Here is a 24,120-nt window from a genome sequence, read left to right on the forward strand (position 1 = left end):
TCCTCGGTCCCGCTAGGCTCAGGCTGTGCGGATGTCGGCGGGAGAGCTGATCGGGCGGTTGCTCGATGCGGATTCGTTCGTGAGCTGGGATCGGGTGCCGGTCGAGCCCGCGGTGTCGCCGGGGTATCGGCAGGAGCTGGTCGAGGCGCAGCGCCGGGCGGGGACCGATGAGTCGGTGGTGACGGGGGAGGGGTTGTTGCGCGGGCGGCGGGTGGCCGTGATCGCGTGTGAATTCGCGTTTTTGGCCGGGTCGGTGGGGGTGGCGGCGGCCGAGCGGATCGTGTCGGCGGTGGAGCGGGCGACCGAGCTGGGATTGCCGCTGATCGCTTCGCCTACCTCCGGCGGGACCAGGATGCAGGAGGGCACAGTCGCTTTCGTGCAGATGGTGAAGATCGCGGGGGCGGTCGCGGTGCACAAGGCGGCGGGGCATCCGTATCTGGTGTATCTGCGGGATCCCACGATGGGTGGGGTGTTCGCGTCGTGGGGGTCGCTGGGCCACATCACTTTCGCCGCGCCCGGCGCGCTGATCGGATTCCTCGGTCCCCGCGTGTACGAAGCCTTGTACGGCAAGCCTTTCCCGCCGGGCGTGCAGACGGCCGAGAACCTGTACCGCAACGGCGTGATCGACGGTGTGGTGACCGTCGAGGTCTTCCGCCGGATTGCCCACCGGGCCTTGAGCGTCGCGAGCGGCGTCGTGCTTCCCGTGACGGCCGAGCCCGGATGGGCCGCGCCGGTGCGCAGTCCGGCCACAGCCGCAGATTCCGCGTCCAGCGCCTGGGATTCGGTACTGAGTACCCGGCGCCCTGGCCGTCCCGGCATCCGTGACCTGCTCCGCCATGTGACACAACGGGTTCCGCTCAGTGGCACCGGCCAGGGCGAATCCGATCGCACCGTGGTGCTGGCACTGGCCCGGTTCGGCGGACAGCCCTGTGTCGTCTTCGGCCACGATCGCTCCGGTCAGCAGGGCGAGCACACGATGGGCCCGGCGGCCCTGCGCGAGGCGCGCCGGGCGATGGCGCTGGCCCGTGAGCTGCGCCTGCCGCTGGTCCTGGTGATCGACACCGTCGGCGCCGCGCTGTCGAAGGAGGCCGAGGAACGCGGGCTCGCCCCCGAAATCGCCCGCTGCCTGGCCGATCTCGTCACCCTCGACACCCCGACCGTCTCGATCCTGCTCGGCCAGGGCACCGGCGGCGGCGCGCTGGCTCTGCTCCCGGCCGACCGGGTGCTGGCCGCGGGCCACGGCTGGCTGGCCCCGCTGCCGCCGGAAGGGGCGAGTGCCATCGTCTTCCGTGATACCTCGCACGCGGCGGAACTGGCTGCGGCACAGGGGATCCGAGCGCTCGACCTGCACGCCGACGGCGTCGTGGACCGCATCGTCGACGAACACCCCGACGCCGCCGACGAACCGGTCGCGTTCGCCCGGCGCATGGTGCTCGCGGTCACCGAGGAGCTGGCCGCGCTGCGCGCCAGGCCGACGGCGGAACTGCGCGCCCAACGGCAGGCGCGATACCGGCGAATCGGTCTCCCCGGGGGCGTTCCCTGACCGCCGCCCCGGTTCCTACCCCTTCCGGAACCGGGGGAAACACGCGAGGGCGCGTCGTTGACGGTACGGCGAACCACTTCTACCGTCGGAAGGGTGACCTTCCGTAGCGCTAGCAGCCCTGTTCCCACCATCGTGCTCAATGACGGCAATGTCATTCCGCAGCTCGGCTTCGGTGTGTTCCAGGTGCCGGAGGACGACGTCACCCCGGTGGTGGCCGAGGCACTGAAAGTCGGCTATCGCAGCATCGACACGGCCGCGATCTACGGCAACGAGGAGGGCGTCGGCCGCGCCATCCGCGCCTCGGGCATCCCCCGCGACGAGATCTACGTGACCACCAAGCTGTGGAACGCCGAACAGGGCTACGACAGCACGCTGCGCGCCTTCGACGCCAGCATGCGGCGCCTCGGTCTGGACTATCTCGACCTGTACCTGATCCACTGGCCGGTGCCGTCGGCCGGTCGCTACGTCGACACCTTCCGCGCCTTCCAGGCGCTCAAGGCGCAGGGCCGGATCGGCTCGATCGGCGTCTCCAACTTCCGGGTGATCGACCTGGAGACCGTGATCGCCGAGACCGGCGAGACCCCGGCGGTCAACCAGATCGAATTGCATCCCACCCTCGCGCAGCGGGAACTGCGCCAGTACCACGCCAATCACGCGATCGCCACCGAGGCGTGGAGCCCGCTGGGTCAGGGCACGCTGCTGGACAACCCGACCGTGGTCACCCTCGCCAAGGAGCTCGACCGCACGCCGGCGCAGGTGATCATCCGCTGGCACCTGCAGCTGGGCACTATCGTCATCCCGAAGTCGGTCACCCCGTCGCGCATCGCCGAGAACTTCGACGTGTTCTCCTTCGAACTGGACGCGCAGGCGATGGAGGCGATCAACCGGCTGGACGCGGGCACCCGGATCGGCCCCGATCCGGGCACGTTCAGCGCCGGGCTGGCGTGATCCCCAGGTAGTCGGTCAGTTCGGCGGCCGCGGCCCGGCCCGCCCGGTTGGCGCCGATGGTGCTGGCGGAGGGGCCGTAGCCGATCAGGTGGACGCGCGGGTCGACCGCCACCTGGGTCGCGAGCCTGCCGGTCATCGTGATGCCGCCGCCGGGGCCGCGCAGCCGCAGCGGCGCCAGGTGGTCGAGCGCGCTGCGGAAACCGGTCGCCCACAGGATGACGTCGGCCTCCTGGAACCGCCCGTCGGCCCAGCGCACCCCGCTCGGCTCGATCCGCTCGAACATGGGCTGCCGGACCAGCACACCACGGTCGCGTGCGGCTCGCAGGCGCTCATCGAGCGGCAGGCCGGTCACCGAGACGACCGATCCCGGCGGCAACCCGCGGCGCACCCGGTCCTCGACGATGGCGACGGCCGCGCGCCCGTCGTCCTCGCGGAACGGCAGCGAGCGGAACACCGGCTCGCTGCGGGTGACCCATGTGGTGGACGTCACCTGGGAGATCTCGTCGAGCAATTGCACCGCGGAGATGCCGCCCCCGACGATGACCACGTGTTTGCCGGCGAACTCGGCGGCGGTGCGGTAGTCGCGGGTGTGCAGCTGACGTCCGGTGAAGGTGGCCGCGCCCGGATAGACCGGGATGAACGGGTGCTCCCAGGTGCCGGTGCCGTTGATCAGCCCGCGCGTGCGCAGCGTCCCCGCGCCCTCGGTCTCGACCTGCAGCACCTCGCCGCGGCCGGCGCAGGACTGCCCGTCGGCGGTCCGGTCGCAGACCACGTTCACCGTCACCTGGCGGCGAACCCGCAGGTCGAAGCGCTTCTCGTAGAGCTCGTAGTAGTGCGGCACCGCGCTGGCCGCCGGTGCCGTCGCCGAGCCGGGCGGCAGCGTCTCGGCGAAGGACATCCCCGGCAGGTCGTGCACCCGGTTGACGGTGGTCAGGGTGAGAGAAGGCCAGCGGAACTGCCAGGCGCCGCCCGGGCCCGGCGCGTGGTCGACGATGAGGAAATCGCGTTCGGGGACCAACCCGAGGCGGCGCAGGTGGTAACCGGCGGAGAGACCGGACTGGCCGGCACCGATCACCAGGATGTCGAAGTCGGTCGCCACAGCCGCCGATGCTATCGCCTTACCGGGCGCCGACGGCTGCCTGTGGCACAGTTATGGCAACCACGATGTCGGTACTTCTGGGGAGGACGCATGCTCGGCGTGACCCGCGATGGTGACGTGATCACCATCGAAATGCAGCGCGAGGAACGGCGCAACGCGCTCAGCGAGGAGTTGGTCGGCCTGCTGCGCGACGCGATGCTCGACGCGGTGGCGCAAGGCGCGCGGGTGATCGTGCTGACCGGCCGCGGCCCGATCTTCAGCGCGGGCGCCGACCTGTCGGGTGTCTACTCCGAGTCGTTCCTCGGCGGCCTGCTCGACATGCTGCACACCATCGAATCGCTCCCGGTGCCGGTGATCTCGGCGATCAACGGCGGCGCGCTCGGCGCGGGCGTACAGCTGGCGATCGCCTCGGACCTGCGGGTGATCGAGCCGGACGCGTTCATCGCGGTGCCCGCCGCCAAGCTGGGTATCTCGGTCGACCGCTGGACGGTCTCGCGACTGGTCTCGCTGATCGGCGGCGGTCCGGCCCGCACCATTCTGCTCGCGGCCGACCCGGTCTCGGCCGCCGACGCCTACACGTTCGGCTTCGCCAACAAGCTCGGCACCCTCGCCGACGCGCAGGACTGGGCGAAGTCCATCGCCGCGCTCGCGCCGCTGTCGCTGCAGGCGATGAAGCTGATGCTCAACGACGACGGCACCCGCGATCCGGCCAGCGCTGTGCAGCGGGCCGCCCTGGAAGCCGCCTGGACCAGCAACGACGCGAAGGAGGGCCGATTGGCTCGGCAGGAGAAGCGCCCGGCGAAGTTCGTGGGCCGCTGATGCGGCTCGCACGCGTTGCGGGGTCGGTGGCGAGCACGCTCGGGCTCGCCTGGGTAGCGCGTGCGGTGTGGGGACTGCCCACCGCCCTCGGCGCGGGCCCCGCGGACATCGAACCGACCGCACTGGGCAAGTCGTCGTATCGTGACGGCCGGTTCCACAACACCGAGCCGAGCAGCCTGATGGCCGCCGGTGCGGCGCCGTCGCTGCTGTGGTCCGGGCTGACCAAGGGCCGGGTCGGCAGGCCGTCGCGGCCGGTGCCGCTGGAGACGCCCGCCCTGCCCGCCGAGGCCGCCCCGCTGGCGGTGACCTGGTACGGGCACGCGAGCGCGCTGATCGAACTCGACGGCTATCGCGTGCTCGCCGACCCGGTGTGGAGCGAGCGGGTCTCGCCGTCGCCGGTGATCGGCCCGGCCCGCCTGCACCCGGTCCCCGGTGAGCTGTCGGAGCTGCCCGCCGTCGACGCGGTGGTCATCTCCCACGATCACTACGACCACCTGGACAAGGCCACCGTCGACGCCCTGGTCCGCGAGCAGCTCGCGCCGTTCGTCGTGCCCACCGGCATCGGCGCGCACCTGCGGCACTGGGGTGTGCCCGAGTACCGGATCATCGAACTCGACTGGGGTGGCTCGGTCTCCCTCGGCCGCGACGAGAACGACCGCGGCCTCACCATCACCTGCGCCGAGGCCAGGCACTTCTCCGGCCGCGGGCTGGTCCGCAACACCACGCTGTGGGCGTCCTGGGCGCTGGCCGGACCCAGCAAGCGGGTCTATTTCGGCGGCGACACCGGCTACACGAAGGCCTTCGCCCAGGCGGGCGCCGTCCTCGGCCCGTTCGATCTGACGCTGCTGCCGATCGGTGCCTACGACGAGCGCTGGACCGACGTGCACATGAACCCCGAGGAAGCGGTCCGCGCGCATGCCGACCTGTGCCTCGGCGACCCCGGCTACGGGCTGCTGGTCCCGATCCACTGGGCCACCTTCAACCTCGCCTTCCACGGATGGTCCGAGCCGGTGCAGCGGCTGGTGTCCGCGGCGGCCGAAGCGGGTACCTCCACGGTGGTGCCCAAGCCGGGCCAGCGGGTGGTTCCGAATGACCTCCCACCGCGGGTTTCGTGGTGGGAGGATGTGGAGTGACACCTTCTTACGGGAAAGGAACATCGGCAGATGAGTCTCGTGGATACCTTGAAGGGCTTGCTCGGTAAGGGCAAGGAAGCGGCTGCGCAGAACGCCGACAAGATCAACGATGCGGTCGACAAGGCCGGCACCTTCATCGACGACAAGACCGGCGGCAAGTACAGCGACAAGATCGAGAAGGGCAAGGACGCGGCGAAGAAGGTCGTGCCGCCGCAGTCCGGCCCCGGCAGCACCGGAGGCGGCGCCGCCCCGACCGATCCGGGACCGCAGGCCTGATTCGGTGCGCGGGGGCCGGATGTCATCGGTCCCCGCCGCCGAACCGCGTCGATGGTCCGCCGGGAGTTCCGGGGTCCGCCGGGTGAGCCGGCGATCGAGGTTGAGCTCAGCAACCTCGACAAGGTGCTGTATCCGGCGACCGGGACGACCAAAGGCGAGGTGATCGCCTACTATTCGGCGATCGCCCAGGCGATGCTGCCCCATATCGTGGGGCGGCCGGTCACCAGGAAACGGTGGCCCAACGGGGTGGATCACCCCGACTTCTTCGAGAAGAATCTGCCGGAGCACGCACCCGCCTGGATCCAGCGCCGGGCGATCGAGCATTCCAGCCGGAAGGTGACCTACCCGCTGATCGACTCCGAGGCGGGGCTGGCCTGGCTGGGCCAGCAGGCGGCCTTGGAAGTCCATGTGCCGCAATGGCGTTTCGACGGTGACCAGCGCGGCCCGGCGACCAGGATCGTGTTCGACCTCGATCCCGGTCCTGGTGCGGGGCTGGCCGAATGCGCTAGGGTCGCGCTCGCGGTGCGCGACATGGTCGCCGATATCGGGATGCGAGCTTTCCCGGTGACCAGCGGCAGCAAGGGAATCCACGTCTACGTGCCGCTGGATCGGGCGGTGAGTTCGCGGGGCGCGTCCACCGTCGCCAAGCAGGTCGCCGCCAATCTCGAACAGCTGCACCCGGAGCTGGTCACCGCGACGATGGCGAAGTCGGCCCGCGCGGGCAAGGTCTTCCTGGACTGGAGCCAGAACAACGCGGCCAAGACCACCATCGCCCCCTACTCGCTGCGCGGCCGTGCCGAGCCCAATGCCGCCGCGCCGCGGAGCTGGGCCGAGATCGAGGACACGCGGTCCCTGCGCCAGCTGCACTTCGACGAAGTCCTCGTGCGCTGGCAGCGTGGGGGCGACGAGCTGGCCGACCTCGACCCACCGCTGCCGAGCAGGCCCGACGCGCTCACCAAGTACCGCAGCATGCGCGACCCCGAGCGCACGCCCGAGCCGGTGCCCGCCGCGTCGCCGGAGCCGGGCCCTGGCGATCGCTTCGTCGTCCAGGAACACCACGCGCGCCGCCTGCACTTCGACGTCCGGCTCGAACGCGACGGTGTGCTCGCGTCCTGGGCGGTGCCCAAGGGCCCGCCGACCGAACCGAAACACAACCGGCTCGCCGTGCGCACCGAGGACCATCCGCTCGAGTACCTGCACTTCCACGGCACCATCCCCAAGGGCGAGTACGGCGCGGGCGAGATGACGATCTGGGACTCGGGCACCTACCGCGCCGAGAAATGGCGCGACGACGAAGTGATCGTGGAACTCGACGGCGAACGCCTGCACGGCCGCTACGCCTTCATCCGCACCAACGGCGACCAGTGGCTGATGCACCGCATGCGGGACCAGAGCCCGCGAGAACCATTGGGGGACAGGCGCACCGGCAACTTTCCGCGCGGACTGTCGCCGATGCTCGCCACCGCAGGCGAGGTGGACGCGCTGAGCGCGGGGGACTGGGCCTTCGAGACCAAGTGGGACGGCTTCCGGGTGATCGTGGAGATCGACGACGGCGCGGTCACCGTCCGCAGCCGCGCCGGCAACACCGTCACCGCCCAGTATCCCCGGCTGGCCGCGCTGGGCGGCGAACTGGCCGGGCACCGGGTGGTGCTCGATGGCGAGGCGGTGGTGCTCGACGCGAAGGGCCTCTCGGATATCTCCGCGCTGCAAGCCGATTCGGCGCTGGCGGTGTTCGTCGCCTTCGACGTGCTCTACCTCGATGGCACCTCGCTGCTGCGCAAGAAGTACAGCGACCGGCGCGCGGTGCTCGAGGCCCTGGGCAAGCTGGCGCCGTCGATGAATGTCGCCGCGCTGCTGGACGGGTCGGGGGCCGAGGCGATGCGGGCCAGCCGGGAGCACGGGCAGGAAGGGGTCGTCGCCAAGCGGGTCGACTCCACGTATCAGCCGGGTAAGCGCACCCAGACCTGGCTCAAGCAACGCAACTGGCGCAGTAGGGAAGTCGTCGTCGGCGGGTGGCGGCGCAGCGACAAGCGCGAGTTCAAGTCGCTGCTGCTCGGGATCCCGCACGAGAACGGACTGGTGTACATCGGCCGGGTCGGGACCGGCTTCGGCGCCGAGCAGTCCCGCCGGATCGCGGGTGAACTGCGGCGCCTGCACCGGGCGAGCTCGCCGTTCGTCAACGAGATGACCGCCGAGGAATGCCACGACGCGGAATGGGTCACCCCCGAGCTCACCGGCACCGTCCGATTCCAGTCCTGGACCGACACCGGCAGGCTGTGGCATCCGGTCTGGGACGGGGTGACGAGTTCATCCAGCTGACTCTGCCGTGAAAGCTGTGGTGTTGCTAGGGTGATCGCGTTGGACCGGTTCGAATCAGCGAGGAGTGCACGGTGGATTTCAAGAACCTGGCGGGCAAGGCGATGGATCTGGCTGCCCAGCATGCGGACAAGGTCGACGGGGTCATCGAGAAGGCCGGTGACGTGGTCGACGAGAAGACCGGCGGCAAGTTCTCCGGTCAGGTCGATTCCGCCCAGGAAGCGGCCAAGAACGCCATTCGGGAGTGAGCTTTCGGCGGCTGGCGCGGCGGGGTTTCGGCCTCGTGACCTCGCGTCCGAGGGGTGATACCGCGTCTTCGGCGGTACGTATCGCCCCTCGGACGCGGGGCGGCCGAAACCGTGTGCCGTGGGTTAGCTGGGGGTGTTGTTCATCAGGTCGGTGATGGTTGCTACGTCGGTGACCAGGGCGTTGCCCTGGAAGGTGAACTCGTCGTAGGCGCGTGCCATCGCTTCCTTGTCGCGGCCGCCGCAGGCGTCGCCGATGACCACCGGGACGAAGCCGAGGTCGGTGGAATGCGCGACGGTGGGGACGATTCCGATCTCGAGCGCGACGCCGGCGATGGCGTAGGCGCCGATCTTCAGGTCGCGCAGGAGTGTGGCCAGCGGGGTGCCCTCGAAGGCCGACATCGTCATCTTGTCCAGGACCAGCTCGTCCTCGCGGGGCACCAGCTCCGGCACCAATTCGAAGCCGGGGGTGTCGCGCTGGAGGATGAAATGCACGTCATCGATGGATTCCGCGTGCTGCCAGCCCATCAGCAGGCGCATCGCGTACACGCCGGAGAGGCGGCGCGGCGGGAAGAAGTGCCGCAGGAAGATCACCGGATAGCCCGCGTCGCGGGCGGCTTCGACCACGCGCACCACCCGTTCGACGACCTCCTGGCCGTCGGGCAGCTGGCCGAGCACGCCGACCTGCATGTCGTAGACGATCAGCGCCATCCGGTCGGGCGCGCACAGATCGCCGAGGGTATCGGGAATGTCGAGTCCGTTGCCTTGTCGCACCGACGCCAGTGTAGGCGTCGATGCGACGGGCAATAGGGCTGTTGCGCAGACTATTTGGTCTGCTGGGCCCACTGGGTGGTGCCCGGCGGAGCCATCAGCGTGTTGATCAGATCGAAGCCCGCGATGGCCAGCGTGGGTCCGCCGACGACGAGGGTGCCGATGATGCCGCCGATGGTGGCGCCGGTGATGAAGCCGGGAATCGCGCCGATGCCACCCGCCGCCGCACCGACCACGAGGCCGATGACCGCGCCGATGGCCATGCCGACGAAACTGCCGATGGCGGTCGCCAGGCCGAAGGTGGACGCGAAGTTCGCCTGTGCCGCATAGTTTTCCGCGGGCGAGGCGACCGGCGTCAGGTTGGGCCTGGCCGCCGCGACGTCCTTGACCGCGGTCAGCTCGAGTACCCGGTTGTCCTCGCGCACCGTGTGCGGCAGCGGGTATTCCATGCTGCCGTCACGGACCGAGAGCGGCAGCGAGACCAGGGTCGCGCCCGCTTCGTCACGGACGTGGACAGCGCCGCCGTCGATGGCGAAGGTGCCGTGGGTGAGGGTGGTGATGACCTTGTTGCCCACCAGGTCGGTGCGGTACTCGACGTCCGGGGTAACCGGATCCGCCCCTGCCACACCGGTGCCGACGAGCGCTACCGCGAGGACCGGAATGGCCGCGGCGGCGATCTTACGGATGATCATGTGAACGTTCCCATCTGGTTCATCAGGTGACGTGCCCAAACGAAATGCGCCGAGATCATGGCCTCCCCCGAGAAAGCTAGAGACGGCGCGTAAAGCGGTCCAGCTCGATGTCGAGATGAACGATAGTCCGCTCGAGGGTGGCTGGACAGTGAATTCGGATTTTAAACCTAAAACCTTTCATAGATATTCGCTATCGCGAACCGTACTCGGCCACTACCGGACGATGTATCAGTCCCACGCGGCGGAGCGTGTCCGGCCGTGTTCAGAGGACGATGGTCAGGGCGATCGCGCCCGCGCACACCGCGACGACGATGACGAGGGCGATCGCGTCGCGGCGGGTCGGTGCGCTGGGGTGGGCGGTGAGCATGCCGGTGCCGCCGCGCGCGGTGATCGCCTCACCGAGTTCGCCCGCCCGGCGAGTGGACACCGCCATGCACGCGGTGAGGATGTCGATGAGCGGGTTGGCATCGGCGGCGCGGTGCAGCAGATTCTCCTTCGGGCGCAGCTTGCGCGCCGCGCGCAGTACCCGGATCTCGTCGAGCAGCAGTGGCAGGCCCCGCAGCGTCAGCGCGACGACCACGGCCCACTCGTCCACCGGCATGCGCAGCTTGCGCAGTGGCGCACCGAGTTTCGCCAGCGCGGGCGCCACCTCGCCCATCGGGGTGGTGTACGCGATCAGGAACGACGCGGCCACCAGCACCATGCCGAACACGAAGACCTGCGCGTATCCGAGCACCGCCTTCGTCCCGATCGGCGCGTTGATCAGTCCGCCGAGCACCACCAATCCCCAGAACCACCAGGGCAATCGGGGCAGCGCGCCCAGTGGCAACCGGGCCACCAGCCAGATCGCCACCAGGAAGGCGATGATCATGCCGAGTACCGGCCAGGTCGGCAGGAACATCAGCAGCAGACTGATCAGGAAAGCGGCGATCATCTTGGTGCCCGCCCACAATCGGTGCACGACACTGTCGACGGGGACTTCGCGCAACAGCACGGTACTCATCGGACGACCCCGCTTCCCGGTTCGTTGTGCGGTGGATTGTCCAGTCGCCATACGGTTTCCGGGCGCCCGGGCAGCAGCGGCGCCGGCTGCGCGCCGACCGGTCGCCGGGCGCCCGCGGTCTCGACGACGACACCCGCGTCCAGATGCACGGTCCGGTCGCACACCGCGCTCACATCGGCCACATCGTGGGAGATGACGATCAGCGTCTGCCCCGCGTCGCGCAGCCGGGCGAGCAGTTCCACGATTTCGGCGCGGCCCTGCGGGTCGAGGCCGGCCAGCGGCTCGTCCAGCACCACCACCTGGGGATGACTGGCCACCATCGCCGCGAGCACCACCCGCTTGGCCTGCCCGCCGCTGAGTTCCTCGACCGAGCGGGCGGCGAGACGGCGATCCAGGCCCACCGCGTCCAGCGCCCGGCCGACCGCGCCGGAGCCGGTCGCCCGGCCGCCCCAGTCGGCGATCTCGGCACCGACGGTCTGCTTCTGCAATTGCAGGCGGGAATGCTGAAAAGCCAGGGCGACCCGGCCGATCTGCTTGTCGACCGGATCGCCGCGCAGCTCGCAGCGGCCCGAGCTCGGCGCGATGAGGCCGGCGATGATCCAGGCCAGCGTCGACTTGCCGGACCCGTTGCCGCCGACGATCAGCAGCGCCTCGCCCTGCCGTACCGACAGGTCGACGCCGTGCAGCGCGGGCGCCTCCCACGGCGTGCCGCGGTTGTAGGTGTGGCGCACGTCGGTCAGTTCGAGGATGGTCGCGCCCATCGGGCCGCGGCGCTGGTCGCGGGCGGGCTGCGGCCAGCGGGCGAGGTGGTCGACCATGCGGCCGTTCGCCAGGTGGATCACCCGGTCGGCGGCGCTCGCGTCGGCCTCGTGGTGGGTCACCAGGACGACGGCGGTGCCGTGCCTGCGCGGCAGCTCGGCCAGCAGCGCGACCAGGTCGCGGCGGCCGTCGGGGTCGATCATCGAGGTCGCCTCGTCGGCGATGAGCAGGGCGGGGCGGCGGGCCAGGGCGGCGGCGACGGCGAGGCGCTGCTGCTGGCCACCCGAGAGTGTCGCGGTCTCGCGCCTGCCCATGCCCGCCAGGCCGACCTCGGTCAGCAGCGCGTCGACGTCGACCTCGGCGGCCAGCTCGGCCGACAGGCCCCACACGACATCGTCGGCCACCGAGACGCCGAGGGTCTGGCTCTCCGGTCGTTGCAGCACCAGCGCGGTGCCGCCCAGTTCGCCCAATCCGGCCGAGCCCGGCCTGCTCACCGCGCCCGCCGTCGGCGGCCTGCCCGCGAGGACGCGGGTGAGCGTCGATTTGCCCGAGCCGTTGTGACCGACGACGGCGACGAACTCGGCCGCGTGGATGGTCAGATCGATGCCGGACAGCGCGTCGGCGGCGGCGCCGGGGTAGCGGTAGCCCGCGCCGTGCAGGGTGACCGGGAGCGGGCCGACCGGCCGGTCGTCGTCGGGTGCGTCGAGGCGGTCGCTGCCGGGCAGCCAGGCCAGCCGGTCCAGAACCGAGCCGAGCACGAACCACGACACGATCGCGCTCATCAGGACCCCGAGGAAGACCGACCCGCCCAGATAGAGCCACCAATGGCGCAGCACCGTGTCGGTGAGCTCGGCGGCGGCGCGGCCGAGCGGCTCCAGCGCCGCCTGCCGGGCAGCCAGGTTCTGGATGCCCTCGGCGGTGCTGCGGATGGCGTCGAAGAACAGCTGTCTGGTGCGCGAGAACAGCAGCAGGCTGCCCACCGAGAACAGGCCCCAGCCCACGCCGGCGACCGCCGCGAGCGCCAGTACCGCGGGCAGCCCGCCACCGCGCCGCTTCACGATGCCGATGATGCCCGCGAGCGTGGCGGCCCCGAATACGCCGAGCGCGGGCATGATGCCCGCGGCGACGAAGGTGACCAGTCCCGCGGCGACGCTGGCGGTGACCAGCGCGCGCAGGCGATAGCGGTGGGCGAGCAAACCCAGCGGAACCGCCGCGACCAGTTGCAGGGCCGCGGCCATGGGAACCAGGGAACCCACGGTGATCAGGCCGACGGTCAGGCCGGCCATGACGGCACCGGTGGCCAGTTCGATGGGGCGCAGGGGTCCGCGGGGGAGATCCGCGGGCGTGTCTCTCACGTGTCCAGTCTGCCAGGGGTGTATGTGGCCGGTCTGTGACCTCGTGTAGCGGTTGTGTGCGGAAACCGTGGAGGACCGGGGTGAGTGCCCGCCGCGAGCGGTGCGCGGCGGGCGCCGGGACTCAGGCCGGCGGCTCGGCCAGCCAGCCATCCATCGCGACCGTGCGGAAATGGGTTGTGAGGGTGTTGCTTTCGTCGATGACGTGCAGCGCGATCGCCGGATCGGGCGCGTAGTCCATCACCTTGTGCGGCAGCGTCACTTCCCATGCGCCGCCCAGTACGGAGGCGGTGCTCGGGCAGGTCACCATGGGTTTTCCGGCGAAAGTGGTCGCGATGGGGGAGTGCGCGTGGCCGGTGAGGACACCGATGATGCGCGGATCACCGGCGACGACGGCGGCGAGGCGGTCCGGCTGGGCCAGCGCGATCACGTCGACGACCGGGCTGGCGACGGGTTTCGGCGGATGATGCAGGGCCACCAGGATGGGGCCGTCGGCCGGGGCGGCGGCCAGGGTCTCGCGCAGCCAGTCGACGGTCTCGTCGGCCAGCAGACCGCCCGCTTCGCCGGGGACGCTGGAGTCGAGCATGATCACGGTGAGCGGTCCGACGCGGTGGACGCTGTTGATCGGAGCGGTCGAGGGCGGTTCGCCCAGCAGATCGGTGCGGAAGGCGACGCGGTCGTCGTGGTTGCCCGGCAGCAGATAGACGGGGATATCGGCCTGCAGGGCCAGGCGGGCTTCGGCGTACTGCTCCGGCTTGCCGGAGTCGGTGATGTCGCCGGTCACCAGGATGACGTCGGGCCTGCGGGGGAGGTCGGCCAGGTAGGCCATCACTCGTTCCACGCGCTCGGTGTTGCGCGGGGTGAGGTCGATGTGGGTATCGCTGAGCTGAGCCGCCAGGATCATCGGCAGTCGCTTTCTTCTCTGGGATCGCTCCGTTGCGTCAGAGTGTGCCGGTATGAGTCTTCGGCACCTCTCAAGGCTAGATGACCTGGTCTTATCCGTCTTCATGAGGCGTGCCACGGCCGGTAACCTCATCGGCGGTCTGTGTCATCGATCACGCATCGGAGATCGGCGTTCCGCTGCGTTCGGACAGCGTTTGCAGTACCCGCAGAAAGGTCTGCCGATCGTCGGCGGGCAGGTCGGCGAGCAGTCGCTGTTCCTGCGCCTGGATGTCGCGCTGGGCGCGGTCGCGCAGGCTCGCCCCGGCGGGGGTGAGCTGGACCAGGTTGACGCGCCGGTCGGCCGGATCGGGTTCGCGCCGGATCAGGCCGCGGCGCTGGAGGTCGTCGAGGACCGGGATGATCCTGGTCTTGTCCGCGCGGACCGCCTTGGCGAGCGCGGCCTGGGTGTAAATGGGCTGTTCGCCGAGTCCGAGCAGTACGACGTAGGCCCACATGGTGAGCCCGTGCTGGTCGAGGACGGGCCGTTCCGCCTCCGTCAGCGCGCGGCCGAGCGGCACGAGCATGGCCGCGAGGTCGGGGCGGGTCGCTTTCGGCATGGTCGAAATCTACCGGGGAGATCGCCTTGGCAGATCATAAGCGGATGCATACGATCTATCTATGCTTACAATTCCGGAGGATCGGCTGCTCGCCCGGCACCGACGGGCCGTCCAGTTGAGTGTCGACGTGGTCGCGGCGGTCGTCGATGCCCCGCTCGCTGTCGAAACACCCTGCACGGGATAGGATCTGCGCGCCCTGCTCGAACACATGGCCACCCAGAATCGGCGCTTCGCGGCTGCGGCGCGCGGCGCGGACGATCCGGCGGTGTGGGAAGTCCGGCACGCGGCCGACCCGGTCGGCGACGTCCTGCGCTCGGCCGACGCGGTCGTCGCCGCCTTCGCCGAACCCGGCGCGCTCACCCGCACTCTCGCGCTGCCGGAGATTCCGCCCGGCCGGTTCCCGGCCGTGACCGCTCTCGGCTTCCACCTCGTCGACAGCGTCGTGCACGCGTGGGACGTCGCCCGATCCGTCGGCCGCACGGTCGATCTCGACCCGGACCTGGCCCCGGCCGCGCTGCGCGTCGCGCTGGCCGTTCCCACCGGGAAGTCGCGGGAGCGCCCGGGCGCGGCCTTCGCTCCCGCACTCGAAGGAGCGGACGACGCGGCGTCACTCGATCGCATCCTGCGCGTCCTCGGCCGCTCGCCGGACTGGCGGCCGTCCCACCGTCCGGGCTGACTCGAGGTGCCTGACGTCGACACCGGCGGCCGACGGCCGGGTGGCAGTGCACGACCCGGATGGCCGACCATGGGGAGATGACGCTCAGTACCGACCAGGCCGATGTGTTCGAGGCCTCCCGTGGCCGCCTGGAGGCGATCGCCTACCGGCTGCTCGGCTCGGCCGGTGACGCGGAGGATGCGGTGCAGGACACCTATCTGCGCTGGCACGCGGCCGACCGGGACCGGATCGAGACGCCGGTGGCGTGGCTGACCAAGGTGCTCACCAATATCTGCCTCAACCAGCTCACCTCGGCCAGGGCCCGGCGGGAAACCTATGTGGGACAGTGGCTGCCGGAGCCGGTCCTGGCCGGTGACCGCATGCTCGGCCCGGCCGACACGGTCGAGCAGCGCGAATCCGTCTCGCTCGCGATGCTCGTGGTGATGGAGCGGCTCTCGCCGAACGAGCGCGTGGTGTACGTATTGCGCGAGGCGTTCGGCTATCAGCATCGTGAGATCGCCGAGATGCTCGATCTCAGCGAATCGAACTGTCAGCAGATCTATCGGCGGGCCAAGCAGCATGTCGGCGGGCGCTCCCGCGTCACGGTCGACGCGGCCGCGGCGGAGCGGATCGTCGAGGAGTTCCTGGCGGCGGTCCTCAGTGGGGACACCGACCCGCTGGTCCGGCTGCTCGTCGACGACGCGGTGGGTATCGCCGACGGCGGCGGCCGGATTCCGGCCCGCAAGTCCCCGGTCCTCGGCGCCGTCGGCATCGCGCGCTACCTCAGTCATGTGTTCCGCCCGACGCGAGCCAAGCGCGCCTACGTCGGCGGCGCTCCGGTGTTCTACGCCTGCGTGGTCAACGGTGGCCCCGGTGTGCTGGCGACGGTCGGCGACGAGGTCATCGCCGTCCTCGGCCTCGACGTCACCCCCGATGGCATCGCCGGTGTCCAGGTCCAGGTCAACCCGGAGAAGCTGGCTCGGGTCACCCGGCAGTGGACGGCCGAGGGGCCACACACCCCCCTCGATTTCGTGTGGTGACCCAGATCACATCAGAAGGGTGTCAGGGTTCGCGCGCCTGTCCGGTTCAGGAGGGGAGTCCATCCCGATAGGAGCCAGCCATGAAGCACCGCATTGTCGTCCTCGGAGCCGGGTACGCCGGAGCCATCGCCGCCGGACGTCTGGCGAAGCGGCTGCATCGCGACGATGTCGCGATCACCGTCGTCAACGCCGACCCCGATTTCGTCGAACGGGTGCGGATGCACCAGCTCGCGACCGGCCAGGAGCTGCGCAAGCGCCCGCTGCGTGCGGTGTACGCGGGCACCGGCGTGCGGGTCGTGATCGACCGGGTCACCGCTGTCGACGTCGAGCGCAAGCAGGTCACCCTCGCCGACGGCGCGACCATCGCCTACGACACCCTCGTCTACGCCCTGGGCAGCACCGGCGCCGATCAGGGCGTCCCCGGCGTCGCCGAGCACGCCCACAGCCTCGCCGGTAAGCAGGCCGCGCTGCGACTGCGGGCCCGGCTGGCCGAACTGTCGGCGGGTGCGTCGGTGGTGGTCGTCGGTGGTGGCCTGACCGGTATCGAAGCCGCGACCGAGATCGCCGAGGCCCGCCCGGATCTCGCCGTGTCGATCGCCGCCCGCGGCGGTGTCGGCGAGTGGTTGAGCGAGCAGGCGCAGCAGCATCTGCGCACGGTGATCGACCGGCTCGGCATCACGGTGCACGACCACGCCGGCGTCACCCGGGTCACCGCGACCGCCGTCGTCGCGGGCACCACGGAGATCCCGGCCGCGCTGACCGTGTGGACCGCGGGTTTCGCGGTGCACCCCATCGCCGCGGCCACCACCCTGACGGTGTCGGACACCGGCCGGATCGTCGTCGACGCCACCATGCGCTCGGTCTCGCACCCCGACGTGTACGCCGTGGGCGACGCCGCCCTCGCGGCCGGACCCGGCGGCGTCCCGCTGCGGATGGCCTGCGCGACCGGCAGTCCGATGGCCTGGCGGGCCGGCGACGCCATCGCCGCCCGCCTGACCGGCCGGCCGGTCCCCGACGAGCAGATCGGCTACGCCACGCAGTGCATCAGCCTCGGCCGCCGCGACGGCATCCTCCAGAAGGTGACCTTCGACGATCAGCCGACGTCCACCGTGCTGACCGGTCGGCTCGGCGCCCGCATCAAGGAATTCATCTGCTCGGGTGCCGCCTGGAGCGTCGGCCATCCGACCCTGGGGATGCCGAGCCGTCGTCGGCGGATCGTCAAGACCGCAGCCGGAGCGGACCAGCTCGTCGCTTCGTGAGGGCCGGGGAAGTCGGCCACCCGGCCGGATCTTCTGCCGGTCTCAGCTGGTGAGTTCGGCCAGCCGCTCGGACGCGGTGCGCAGCAACTGGTCCGCCGCGTCCGGGTCAGCCGCCATCGGTGTCCAGAAGTCGGGACCCGGGGTTGCTTGCAGGTCGAGGACCGGTGGAGTGAGCCAGTCGGCGTCGAGGCCCAATCGCCAGGAGTGCAGGTGAGTGCGGGGGAAGGTGGCGGTGCGGTCGAAGAGTGGGTCGCCCAGGATCGGGTGGCCGATCCAGGCCAGTTGCACCCGGATCTGGTGGCGCCGGCCGGTGACCGGCACGACGGCGAGCAGGGTGTGCTCGCCGTGGCGGGCGACGGTGGCGAACCGGGTCAGCGAGGGATAGTTCTTCGCGGGCAGCAGATCGGCGTCGTCGACCGACCAGCGGTCGCCGTCGCGGCGAATAGCCTCGCGCGGCGCGGCGATCCGCACCCGGTTCTTGCGCCCGACGCTGAGCGGCAGATCGATCTCGCCGCGTTCGGGCAGGTCGGAGCCCGACACGATCGCCAGGTACGCCTTGCGTGCGGTCTGCTTGGTGAACTGCCTGGTGAGCTGGCCGTGCGCGGCCAGATCGATGGCCAGCAGGACCAGCCCGGAGGTGACCTTGTCGATCCGGTGCACCGGGTACAGCTGGATGCCCGCCGCCTGTGCCAGCTCGACCAGGTCGGTGTCGTGGCGCTCCCCGGTCACCGAGATCCCGGCGGGCTTGTTCACTGCGAGCACGGCGTCGTCGGCGAACACGGTGTACTGCTCGCGCACGCTCTGCCAGTCCATCTCCACGTCGACACCCTAGAGAATGGTGTGCGGCCCGGCGGTCAGGAGGCCGGGCGCAGCCGGTGCGGGCGCAGCCGGTTGAAGCCGCGCACCCGCACGCTGCGCAGATGCCGGATCGCGAACTCGCGACTGCCCGCCAGGGCTTCGGCGGCGGCGTCGTCGATCAGGATGTTGCCCGGCCTGGCGACACCGGTGAGCCGAGCGGCGATATTGACCACCGAGCCGTAGAGGTCGCCGAAGCGCTGCAACACCTCGCCGTAGGCGAAGGCGACCCGCAGCTCCGGCGTGCCGCCCACGAGCATCGTCGATTCCTGGATGGCCAGCGAGATCCGGGCCGCGGCCTCGGCGGTCTCGGCGGCGAACATCACCTCGTCGCCGACGTTCTTGATCACCCAGCCGCCGTTGTCGGTGATCGCGGAGGTGGTGGTCGACTCGAAAGCCTCCAGCAGCGTGGACAATTCGTCGGGGTGCAGGTGCCGGGTGAGCCGGGTGAAGCCGACCATGTCGGCGAACCCGACGGCCAGCGTCCGCGTCGAGTCCTCGCCGGTGGTGGCGTCCACCGACCGGGCGACCGCGGCCGCGAGATGCCTGCGCCACACATAGGACTGCAACTGCTCGATGCCCGACATGGTGGATTCGGTTGCCGCCCTGACTCGTTCGTCGAGCGGCAACGCCGGATCGGCGGCCGCGGCGCGGGCCTTGATCTCGGCCAGCACCAGGTCGGCCTGCCATTCGGCCAGCCGCGCCATGCCCTGGCCGATGGTGCGCGCGGCGGCGGCCTGCTGCCGGATATCGGCGGCGGCGACCACGCTCATACTGCGGAAGTTGGTGACCGAGGTGATGTCGATCTGGGTGTAGTCGACCTGGTCGTCGTCGGTGGCGGGGAAGCCCAGCGCCGTCCACAACCGCCGCGACTCCGCCTCCGGCACGCCGGACTGCTCGGCGACCTGCGTGCGCGTGTAGCGGCGCGGTCCGCCGAGCAGTGCCTCCTCCACATTGCGCTGCACCAGCTCGATCAATTCGGCATCCGACATGAGCGAAACTCTACGACGCGCGCTCGAACCGCAGGTCGGCCCGACGCGACCTTGGAGATCTTCACAAGTACCGGCGAAGTCGAACCTGGCTCGTGCCGGCCGACGGTGACGCCCGGCACAGCGCTTCCACCACCACGACGCTGACCTGGAGGATTACCTGAAAGTGAGCAACTGACGGCAAAAGTGCGTACTTGCCGGCCCGCGCGGCCCGCGCCGACACTCGGGTCACCGCGACGGTCACCCGATCGCCGCGCAGTGGATCGGAGTCGCAGATGACCGCAGCGGACAAACCACCGGTGACCGTGCTCGGCACCGGCTCGATGGGCGCCGCGCTCGCCCAGGCCTTCCTCGCCGCCGGCTACCCGACACACGTGTGGAACCGCAGCCCGGACCGCACGACAGCCCTGGTCGCCGCGGGCGCGACGGCCCACCGCGACATCACCGACGCGGTCGAGGCGGGTTCGGTCGTCATCGCCTGCCTGACGACCTTCGCCGCCACCCGCGCGAGCTTGGCGGCGGCCCCCGCGTCGATCGCGGGCCGCGACGTCATCACGCTCAACAGCGGAACACCCGCCCAGGCACGGGAATTCGCGCAGCGGGCGCACGGCGCGGGCGCCCGCTTCCTCGGCGGCGCGATCAAGAACGTGCCCGCGGCGGTCGGCCTGCGCGACACACTGCTGTACTTCGGCGGCGACCGCGAGGTCTTCGACACCCACGCCGAGACCCTGCGCGTGCTCGGTGGCGAGCTCGACTTCCTCGGTGCCGAACCGGATCTCGCCGCGCTCTACGAATACGCGGTCGGCGCCACCCTGCTGCCCGCGCTGCTCGGCTTCGTCGAGGGCGCCGCGGTGCTGGCCTCGCGCGGACTGCCCGCGCGCACGATGGTGCCGTACTCGGGGAAGTGGCTGCGGATGATCGAGTCGCTGCTGCCGATCCTGGCCGGGGAGATCGACGACAAGGACTACACCCGCCTCGGCTCGAGCATCGAGGTGTTCCACACCGTCGTCGTCGACGACCCGCAGCTGGCCGCCGAGACCGGCGTCGACCTGTCCTGGCATTCGACCATGCACGAGCTGCTGCGCCGCGCCGTCGCCGAGGGCCGCGGCGACCAGAGCATCACCGCCCTGTACGAACTGCTCGCCGGCTGATCAGCGCGGCACGCTGTCCACGGCCGCCGATCTCACCCACAATGTGTGACGCGTCCTGCTACCGGCCCGACCTAGCGTGACCGCATGGGCTCAGTCATCGGTGATCTGCTTCCGCTGGCCGTGGGTGTGGCGATCTCGCCGATCCCCATCGTCGCGGCCATTCTCATGATCCTGTCCAAGAACGCGGGCGGAGCGGCGAAGGGGTTCGCGGCGGGCTGGGTCGGCGGGATCCTGATCGTGACCGTCGTGGTGACGCTGCTCGCCGGGGCGCTGGGTGATTCGGGCGACAAGGAACCGTCGGCGGTCGCGTCCTGGCTCAAAATCGTGCTGGGCGTACTGCTTCTGGTCCTCGCGGCCGAACAGTGGCATGCGCGGTCGGACACCGCGGTGCCCGCCTGGATGCAGGCGATCGACACGCTCACCGTGGTCAAGGCGGCTGGGCTCGGCGCGCTGCTGTCGGGGGTGAATCCGAAGAACCTGCTGCTGTGCCTGTCCGCGGGCGTCGTCATCGGTTCGGCGGGGCTGAGCGCCGGCGGCGACATCGTCGCGATCGTGGTGTTCACCCTGCTCGCCTCGACCACCGTGCTCGCGGTGGTGCTCGGCTACGCGCTGGCCGCCGACACACTGGGTCCCACCCTCGACAGTGCCCGGCAGTGGTTGCAGGCCAACAACCACGCCGTGATGGCGATCGTGCTGCTGGTGATGGGTGCGGTCGTGGTCGGCAAGGGCATCGGCGGACTATGAGGTAGGGGGGCTCGCCGTGCGAACACCGCCGGTCTTCGAATCGCTGCACGGCTATCGGCGCGCGTGGCTGCGGCCCGACCTCATCGCCGGGCTCACCGTCTGGGCGGTGCTGGTGCCCGAAGCGCTCGCCTACGCCTCGATCGCCGGGGTGCCGCCGGTCGTCGGCCTCTATGCGGCGGTCCCCGCGCTGGTTCTGTATGCCCTGGCCGGGAGTTCGCGGCATCTCGTCGTCGGCCCGATGTCGGCGACGGCGGCGCTGTCGGCCGCGATCATCACCCCGCTGGCGGGCGCCGATGCCGGTCACTATCTCGCGCTGTCGACGGCGCTGGCCATCGCCACCGGCATCGCCGGTCTGCTGGCCGGGCTGCTCCGGTTGGGATTCATCGCCGCGTTCATCTCCGAGCCGGTGCTCAAAGGCTTCATCGTCGGTCTGGCCCTGACGATCATCATCGGCCAGGTGCCCAAGCTGTTCGGCATCGACAAGCACGACGGCAACTTCTTCGAGCAGGCCTGGGGCGTGCTCACCGATCTCGGTGACACCCAGTGGCGCACACTGCTGATCGGGCTGCTGAGCCTGGCGGTCGTCCTCGGCCTGCGGCGCTGGCTGCCGCTCGTGCCCGGCTCGCTGCTGGCCGTGCTGCTCGGCATCCTCGCGGTGCAGCTGTTCGGGCTCGACGACAAGGGCGTCGACATCGTCGGGCACATCGACGCGGGTCTGCCGTCGATCGGACTGCCGTCCGGGGTCGGCTTCGACGACTACCTCGACCTGCTCGGCCCCGCCGTCGGCGTGCTGCTGATCGGTTTCGCCGAGGGGCTCGGCGCGGCGAAAACCTATGCGGCCAAAGCGGGCTACCCGATCGACGCGAACCGGGAACTGCTCGGCCTCGGCGCGGCCGATCTCGGGTCCGGCCTCGCCTCGGGCATGGTCGTCAACGGCAGTCTCTCCAAGACCGCCGTCAACGGCGGCGCCGGCGCGAAAACCCAGGCCAGCGGACTGATCGTCGCCGCGCTGACGGTGCTCACCCTGCTGTTCCTGACCGGATTGTTCGAGAAGCTGCCCGAGGCGACGCTGGCGGCGGTGGTCATCGCGGCGGTGATCGAGCTCGTCGACATCGCCGCCCTGCGCCGTCTCTACCGGGTGTGGACCCAGCTGCTCGGCAGCATCTACGGCCGGGCCGCGCGCGCGGACTTCATCGCCGCCATCGCCGCCATGTTCGGCGTACTGCTGTTCGACACCCTGCCCGGCCTGCTCATCGGCATCGGCGTCTCGGTGCTGCTGCTGGTCTACCGCACCTCCCAGCCGCACGTGGCCGCGCTCGCGAAACACGGCACCCTCTGGGTGGATACGGTCCGCCACCCCGACCTGACCCCGCGTCCCGACCTGCTGGTGGTGCGCGTCGAGTCCGGCCTGTTCTTCGCCAACGCCGACTATGTGCGCTCGCGGATCGAGAGCCTGTGCACCGACGCCACCCGCCTGGTGGTGCTCGACGCCGAGACCTCACCCGCCCTCGACGTCACCGCCGCCGAAATGCTGCTCGATCTCCGTAATGCCCTGGCCCACCGGCGCATCGACTTCCGCATCGCCCGCTCGGTGGCCCAGTTCGGCGAAGCCCTCGGCTCGGCCGAGGCGGGCGACACCCCGATCGGGATCTACCCGACCGTCGCCGCCGCGGCCGCCGACCTCCCCGAACACCCACCGGTGCGGTAGCACCCGACCGTGCCGCCAGTTCACCGGTCCTCGCCGCCCTCCGGGGGCAACTGACGCATCATTGGTGGACGAGTTCATAAGACGTGCTGCGTCCGCCCGATTCCGACCGCCGAAGCGCGCCGATCTCGATCAGCTCGTTGATATCCCGCAGCGCGGTGTCCTGGGAGGACTTGGTGAGAACAGCCCATTTGCGGGTCGTCAGTTTCCCGTCGAATCCGTCGAGGAGCCGATTGAGCACGGTGATCTGGCGGGCATTGAGGGCAGTCTGGTCCCAGCGTCGCCAGAACCGTGCCTTCTGCAGCACGGTGTCGACGTTCTCGTCGGCCGAGGCGATCGCGCGCCCCATCGTCTCGAGGAACCATCGCAGCCAGTCGGTCACGTCGAGCGAGCCCTGCTGCGTCCGTTCGAGAATGTCGTAGTACGACTTGCGATCTCGCTGGATCTGCGCGGAGACACTGTAGAAGCGCCGGGTGCTCCCGTCGGCACGGGCGAGCAACACATCTCCGAGAGCCCGGGCGATGCGACCGTTTCCGTCGTCGAAGGGATGGATGGTGACGAACCACAGGTGCGCAAGACCGGCTTTGACGAGCGTCGGCTCCGGCGAGTCCTCGTCGAACCAGTCGATGAACCGGCGCATCTCGCTGTCGAGCCGGGACGCCGGCGGCGCCTCGAAATGGACTCGCTGTCGACCGTACGGGCCGGAGATCACTTCCATCGGCCCGGTCTCATCGGTGCGCCAGCCACCGATCCGCACGCGGCTGATGCCCGAATAACCGGTCGGGAACAAGCCCGCGTGCCATCCGAACAGCCGCTCGGCGGTCACCGTCCGGTCGTGGTGGACGGTCGCGTCGAGAATCATGTCGACAACCCCGTCGACTCGTCGGTCGGCGGGAACCGTCGCCCCGATGTCCACCCCGAGACGCCGCGCGATCGACGACCGCACCGAAGCCACATCGAGCAATTCGCCCTCGATCTCGCTGGTCTTCACCACATCTGCGGTGAGCGCTGCCAGTCCGGCCTGGTCCCTCAACTCGTTCGGGGTATCGGCGAGCCTGCCGAGGAGTTTGCCCTGCGCGTGGGCGATATCCGCGACAGGTTTGGCCAGGGCCGCGGCGTCGAACCGCAGGCCCGGCCACTGGGGATCCTCCCAGATGTACCTTCGCGGGCTAGGTGCCATGCGGCGATTGTATCTCCTATTCGCCGCATAGTCTGCGGTGAATAAGATGGGTATCGCCGTATCGTGAGTTCTGGTGCCGTGTTCGCG

Annotated in this window: 24 protein-coding genes; 14 read left to right on the forward strand and 10 right to left on the reverse strand. The window is 70.2% G+C overall.

What is annotated here, in order from left to right; translation table 11 throughout:
- The first annotated feature begins 31 nt into the window (after positions 1 to 31).
- Positions 32 to 1,543, forward strand: coding sequence for a carboxyl transferase domain-containing protein (locus NV348_RS20070; protein ID WP_447148277.1), 1,512 nt, complete (start codon positions 32 to 34; stop codon positions 1,541 to 1,543).
- A gap of 93 nt (positions 1,544 to 1,636) precedes the next feature.
- Positions 1,637 to 2,491, forward strand: coding sequence for an aldo/keto reductase (locus NV348_RS20075; RefSeq protein WP_447148278.1), 855 nt, complete (start codon positions 1,637 to 1,639; stop codon positions 2,489 to 2,491).
- Here the strand turns inward: NV348_RS20075 and NV348_RS20080 are convergent.
- On the reverse strand, positions 2,472 to 3,590 hold the full coding sequence (locus NV348_RS20080; RefSeq protein ID WP_447148279.1) for an NAD(P)-binding domain-containing protein: 1,119 nt from the start codon (positions 3,588 to 3,590) through the stop codon (positions 2,472 to 2,474). The genes NV348_RS20075 and NV348_RS20080 overlap by 20 nt on opposite strands.
- Before the next feature lie 90 nt (positions 3,591 to 3,680).
- On the opposite strand from NV348_RS20080, the gene NV348_RS20085 reads away from it, so the two are divergent.
- The 5 genes from NV348_RS20085 to NV348_RS20105 all read left to right on the forward strand — a co-directional run bounded on the left by NV348_RS20085 (position 3,681) and on the right by NV348_RS20105 (position 8,382).
- Positions 3,681 to 4,409: an enoyl-CoA hydratase gene (locus NV348_RS20085; protein WP_447148280.1), complete on the forward strand. Its 729-nt coding sequence runs from the start codon at positions 3,681 to 3,683 to the stop codon at positions 4,407 to 4,409.
- Entirely contained in the window at positions 4,409 to 5,542 is a 1,134-nt protein-coding gene (locus tag NV348_RS20090; protein ID WP_447148281.1) for an MBL fold metallo-hydrolase, read from the forward strand. Before NV348_RS20085 ends, NV348_RS20090 begins: the two co-directional genes overlap by 1 nt.
- A 30-nt stretch (positions 5,543 to 5,572) precedes the next feature.
- Positions 5,573 to 5,818, forward strand: coding sequence for an antitoxin (locus NV348_RS20095; protein ID WP_447148282.1), 246 nt, complete (start codon positions 5,573 to 5,575; stop codon positions 5,816 to 5,818).
- 51 nt (positions 5,819 to 5,869) lie between these two features.
- Entirely contained in the window at positions 5,870 to 8,137 is a 2,268-nt protein-coding gene (locus NV348_RS20100; protein ID WP_447148283.1) for an ATP-dependent DNA ligase, read from the forward strand.
- Positions 8,138 to 8,208: 71 nt separating this feature from the next.
- Positions 8,209 to 8,382, forward strand: coding sequence for an antitoxin (locus NV348_RS20105; protein WP_447148284.1), 174 nt, complete (start codon positions 8,209 to 8,211; stop codon positions 8,380 to 8,382).
- A gap of 123 nt (positions 8,383 to 8,505) precedes the next feature.
- On the opposite strand, the gene NV348_RS20110 is transcribed toward NV348_RS20105, so the two are convergent.
- From NV348_RS20110 to NV348_RS20135, 6 genes are all read right to left on the reverse strand, one after another.
- Positions 8,506 to 9,153, reverse strand: coding sequence for a cysteine hydrolase family protein (locus NV348_RS20110; RefSeq protein WP_447148285.1), 648 nt, complete (start codon positions 9,151 to 9,153; stop codon positions 8,506 to 8,508).
- 50 nt (positions 9,154 to 9,203) lie between these two features.
- Positions 9,204 to 9,842 (reverse strand): DUF8020 domain-containing protein, encoded by a 639-nt coding sequence (locus NV348_RS20115; protein WP_447148286.1) that lies wholly within the window; start codon positions 9,840 to 9,842, stop codon positions 9,204 to 9,206.
- Positions 9,843 to 10,104: 262 nt separating this feature from the next.
- Complete coding sequence (locus NV348_RS20120; protein WP_447148287.1) at positions 10,105 to 10,845, reverse strand: energy-coupling factor transporter transmembrane component T family protein; 741 nt, start codon at positions 10,843 to 10,845, stop codon at positions 10,105 to 10,107.
- Positions 10,842 to 12,959: an ABC transporter ATP-binding protein gene (locus tag NV348_RS20125; RefSeq protein WP_447148288.1), complete on the reverse strand. Its 2,118-nt coding sequence runs from the start codon at positions 12,957 to 12,959 to the stop codon at positions 10,842 to 10,844. Before NV348_RS20125 ends, NV348_RS20120 begins: the two co-directional genes overlap by 4 nt.
- Positions 12,960 to 13,080: 121 nt before the next feature.
- Entirely contained in the window at positions 13,081 to 13,860 is a 780-nt protein-coding gene (locus tag NV348_RS20130; RefSeq protein ID WP_447148289.1) for a metallophosphoesterase, read from the reverse strand.
- A gap of 151 nt (positions 13,861 to 14,011) precedes the next feature.
- Positions 14,012 to 14,455 (reverse strand): MarR family winged helix-turn-helix transcriptional regulator, encoded by a 444-nt coding sequence (locus tag NV348_RS20135; RefSeq protein ID WP_447148290.1) that lies wholly within the window; start codon positions 14,453 to 14,455, stop codon positions 14,012 to 14,014.
- Between the two features lie 61 nt (positions 14,456 to 14,516).
- On the opposite strand from NV348_RS20135, the gene NV348_RS20140 reads away from it, so the two are divergent.
- The 4 genes from NV348_RS20140 to NV348_RS20155 all read left to right on the forward strand — a co-directional run bounded on the left by NV348_RS20140 (position 14,517) and on the right by NV348_RS20155 (position 17,409).
- Positions 14,517 to 14,639, forward strand: a complete 123-nt coding sequence (locus NV348_RS20140; protein WP_447148291.1) for a hypothetical protein — start codon at positions 14,517 to 14,519, stop codon at positions 14,637 to 14,639.
- 12 nt (positions 14,640 to 14,651) lie between these two features.
- The gene (locus NV348_RS20145; protein ID WP_447151100.1) at positions 14,652 to 15,131 is read left to right on the forward strand and encodes a TIGR03086 family metal-binding protein; all 480 of its coding nucleotides are present in this window, start codon (positions 14,652 to 14,654) and stop codon (positions 15,129 to 15,131) included.
- A 77-nt stretch (positions 15,132 to 15,208) separates the two neighbouring features.
- Positions 15,209 to 16,150 (forward strand): RNA polymerase sigma factor SigJ, encoded by a 942-nt coding sequence (gene sigJ, locus NV348_RS20150; protein WP_447148292.1) that lies wholly within the window; start codon positions 15,209 to 15,211, stop codon positions 16,148 to 16,150.
- Between the two features lie 80 nt (positions 16,151 to 16,230).
- Positions 16,231 to 17,409 (forward strand): NAD(P)/FAD-dependent oxidoreductase, encoded by a 1,179-nt coding sequence (locus NV348_RS20155; protein ID WP_447148293.1) that lies wholly within the window; start codon positions 16,231 to 16,233, stop codon positions 17,407 to 17,409.
- A 42-nt stretch (positions 17,410 to 17,451) separates the two neighbouring features.
- Here the strand turns inward: NV348_RS20155 and NV348_RS20160 are convergent, their stop codons facing one another.
- The gene (locus tag NV348_RS20160; RefSeq protein ID WP_447151101.1) at positions 17,452 to 18,222 is read right to left on the reverse strand and encodes an RluA family pseudouridine synthase; all 771 of its coding nucleotides are present in this window, start codon (positions 18,220 to 18,222) and stop codon (positions 17,452 to 17,454) included.
- 41 nt (positions 18,223 to 18,263) lie between these two features.
- Entirely contained in the window at positions 18,264 to 19,256 is a 993-nt protein-coding gene (locus tag NV348_RS20165) for an adenylate/guanylate cyclase domain-containing protein (protein WP_447148294.1), read from the reverse strand.
- A 272-nt stretch (positions 19,257 to 19,528) separates the two neighbouring features.
- Between NV348_RS20165 and NV348_RS20170 the strand changes: the two genes are divergently transcribed.
- From NV348_RS20170 to NV348_RS20180, 3 genes are all read left to right on the forward strand, one after another.
- Entirely contained in the window at positions 19,529 to 20,404 is an 876-nt protein-coding gene (locus tag NV348_RS20170; RefSeq protein WP_447148295.1) for an NAD(P)-dependent oxidoreductase, read from the forward strand.
- Positions 20,405 to 20,488: 84 nt separating this feature from the next.
- Entirely contained in the window at positions 20,489 to 21,148 is a 660-nt protein-coding gene (locus NV348_RS20175; protein ID WP_447148296.1) for a GAP family protein, read from the forward strand.
- A 16-nt stretch (positions 21,149 to 21,164) separates the two neighbouring features.
- Positions 21,165 to 22,856, forward strand: coding sequence for a SulP family inorganic anion transporter (locus tag NV348_RS20180; RefSeq protein ID WP_447148297.1), 1,692 nt, complete (start codon positions 21,165 to 21,167; stop codon positions 22,854 to 22,856).
- Positions 22,857 to 22,914: 58 nt separating this feature from the next.
- On the opposite strand, the gene NV348_RS20185 is transcribed toward NV348_RS20180, so the two are convergent.
- Positions 22,915 to 24,033 carry a Fic family protein gene (locus tag NV348_RS20185; RefSeq protein WP_447148298.1) on the reverse strand — a complete coding sequence of 373 codons (1,119 nt, stop codon included), beginning with the start codon at positions 24,031 to 24,033 and terminating at the stop codon, positions 22,915 to 22,917.
- Between the last annotated feature and the right edge of the window lie 87 nt (positions 24,034 to 24,120).

This window comes from Nocardia fodinahabitans, from assembly GCF_052983615.1.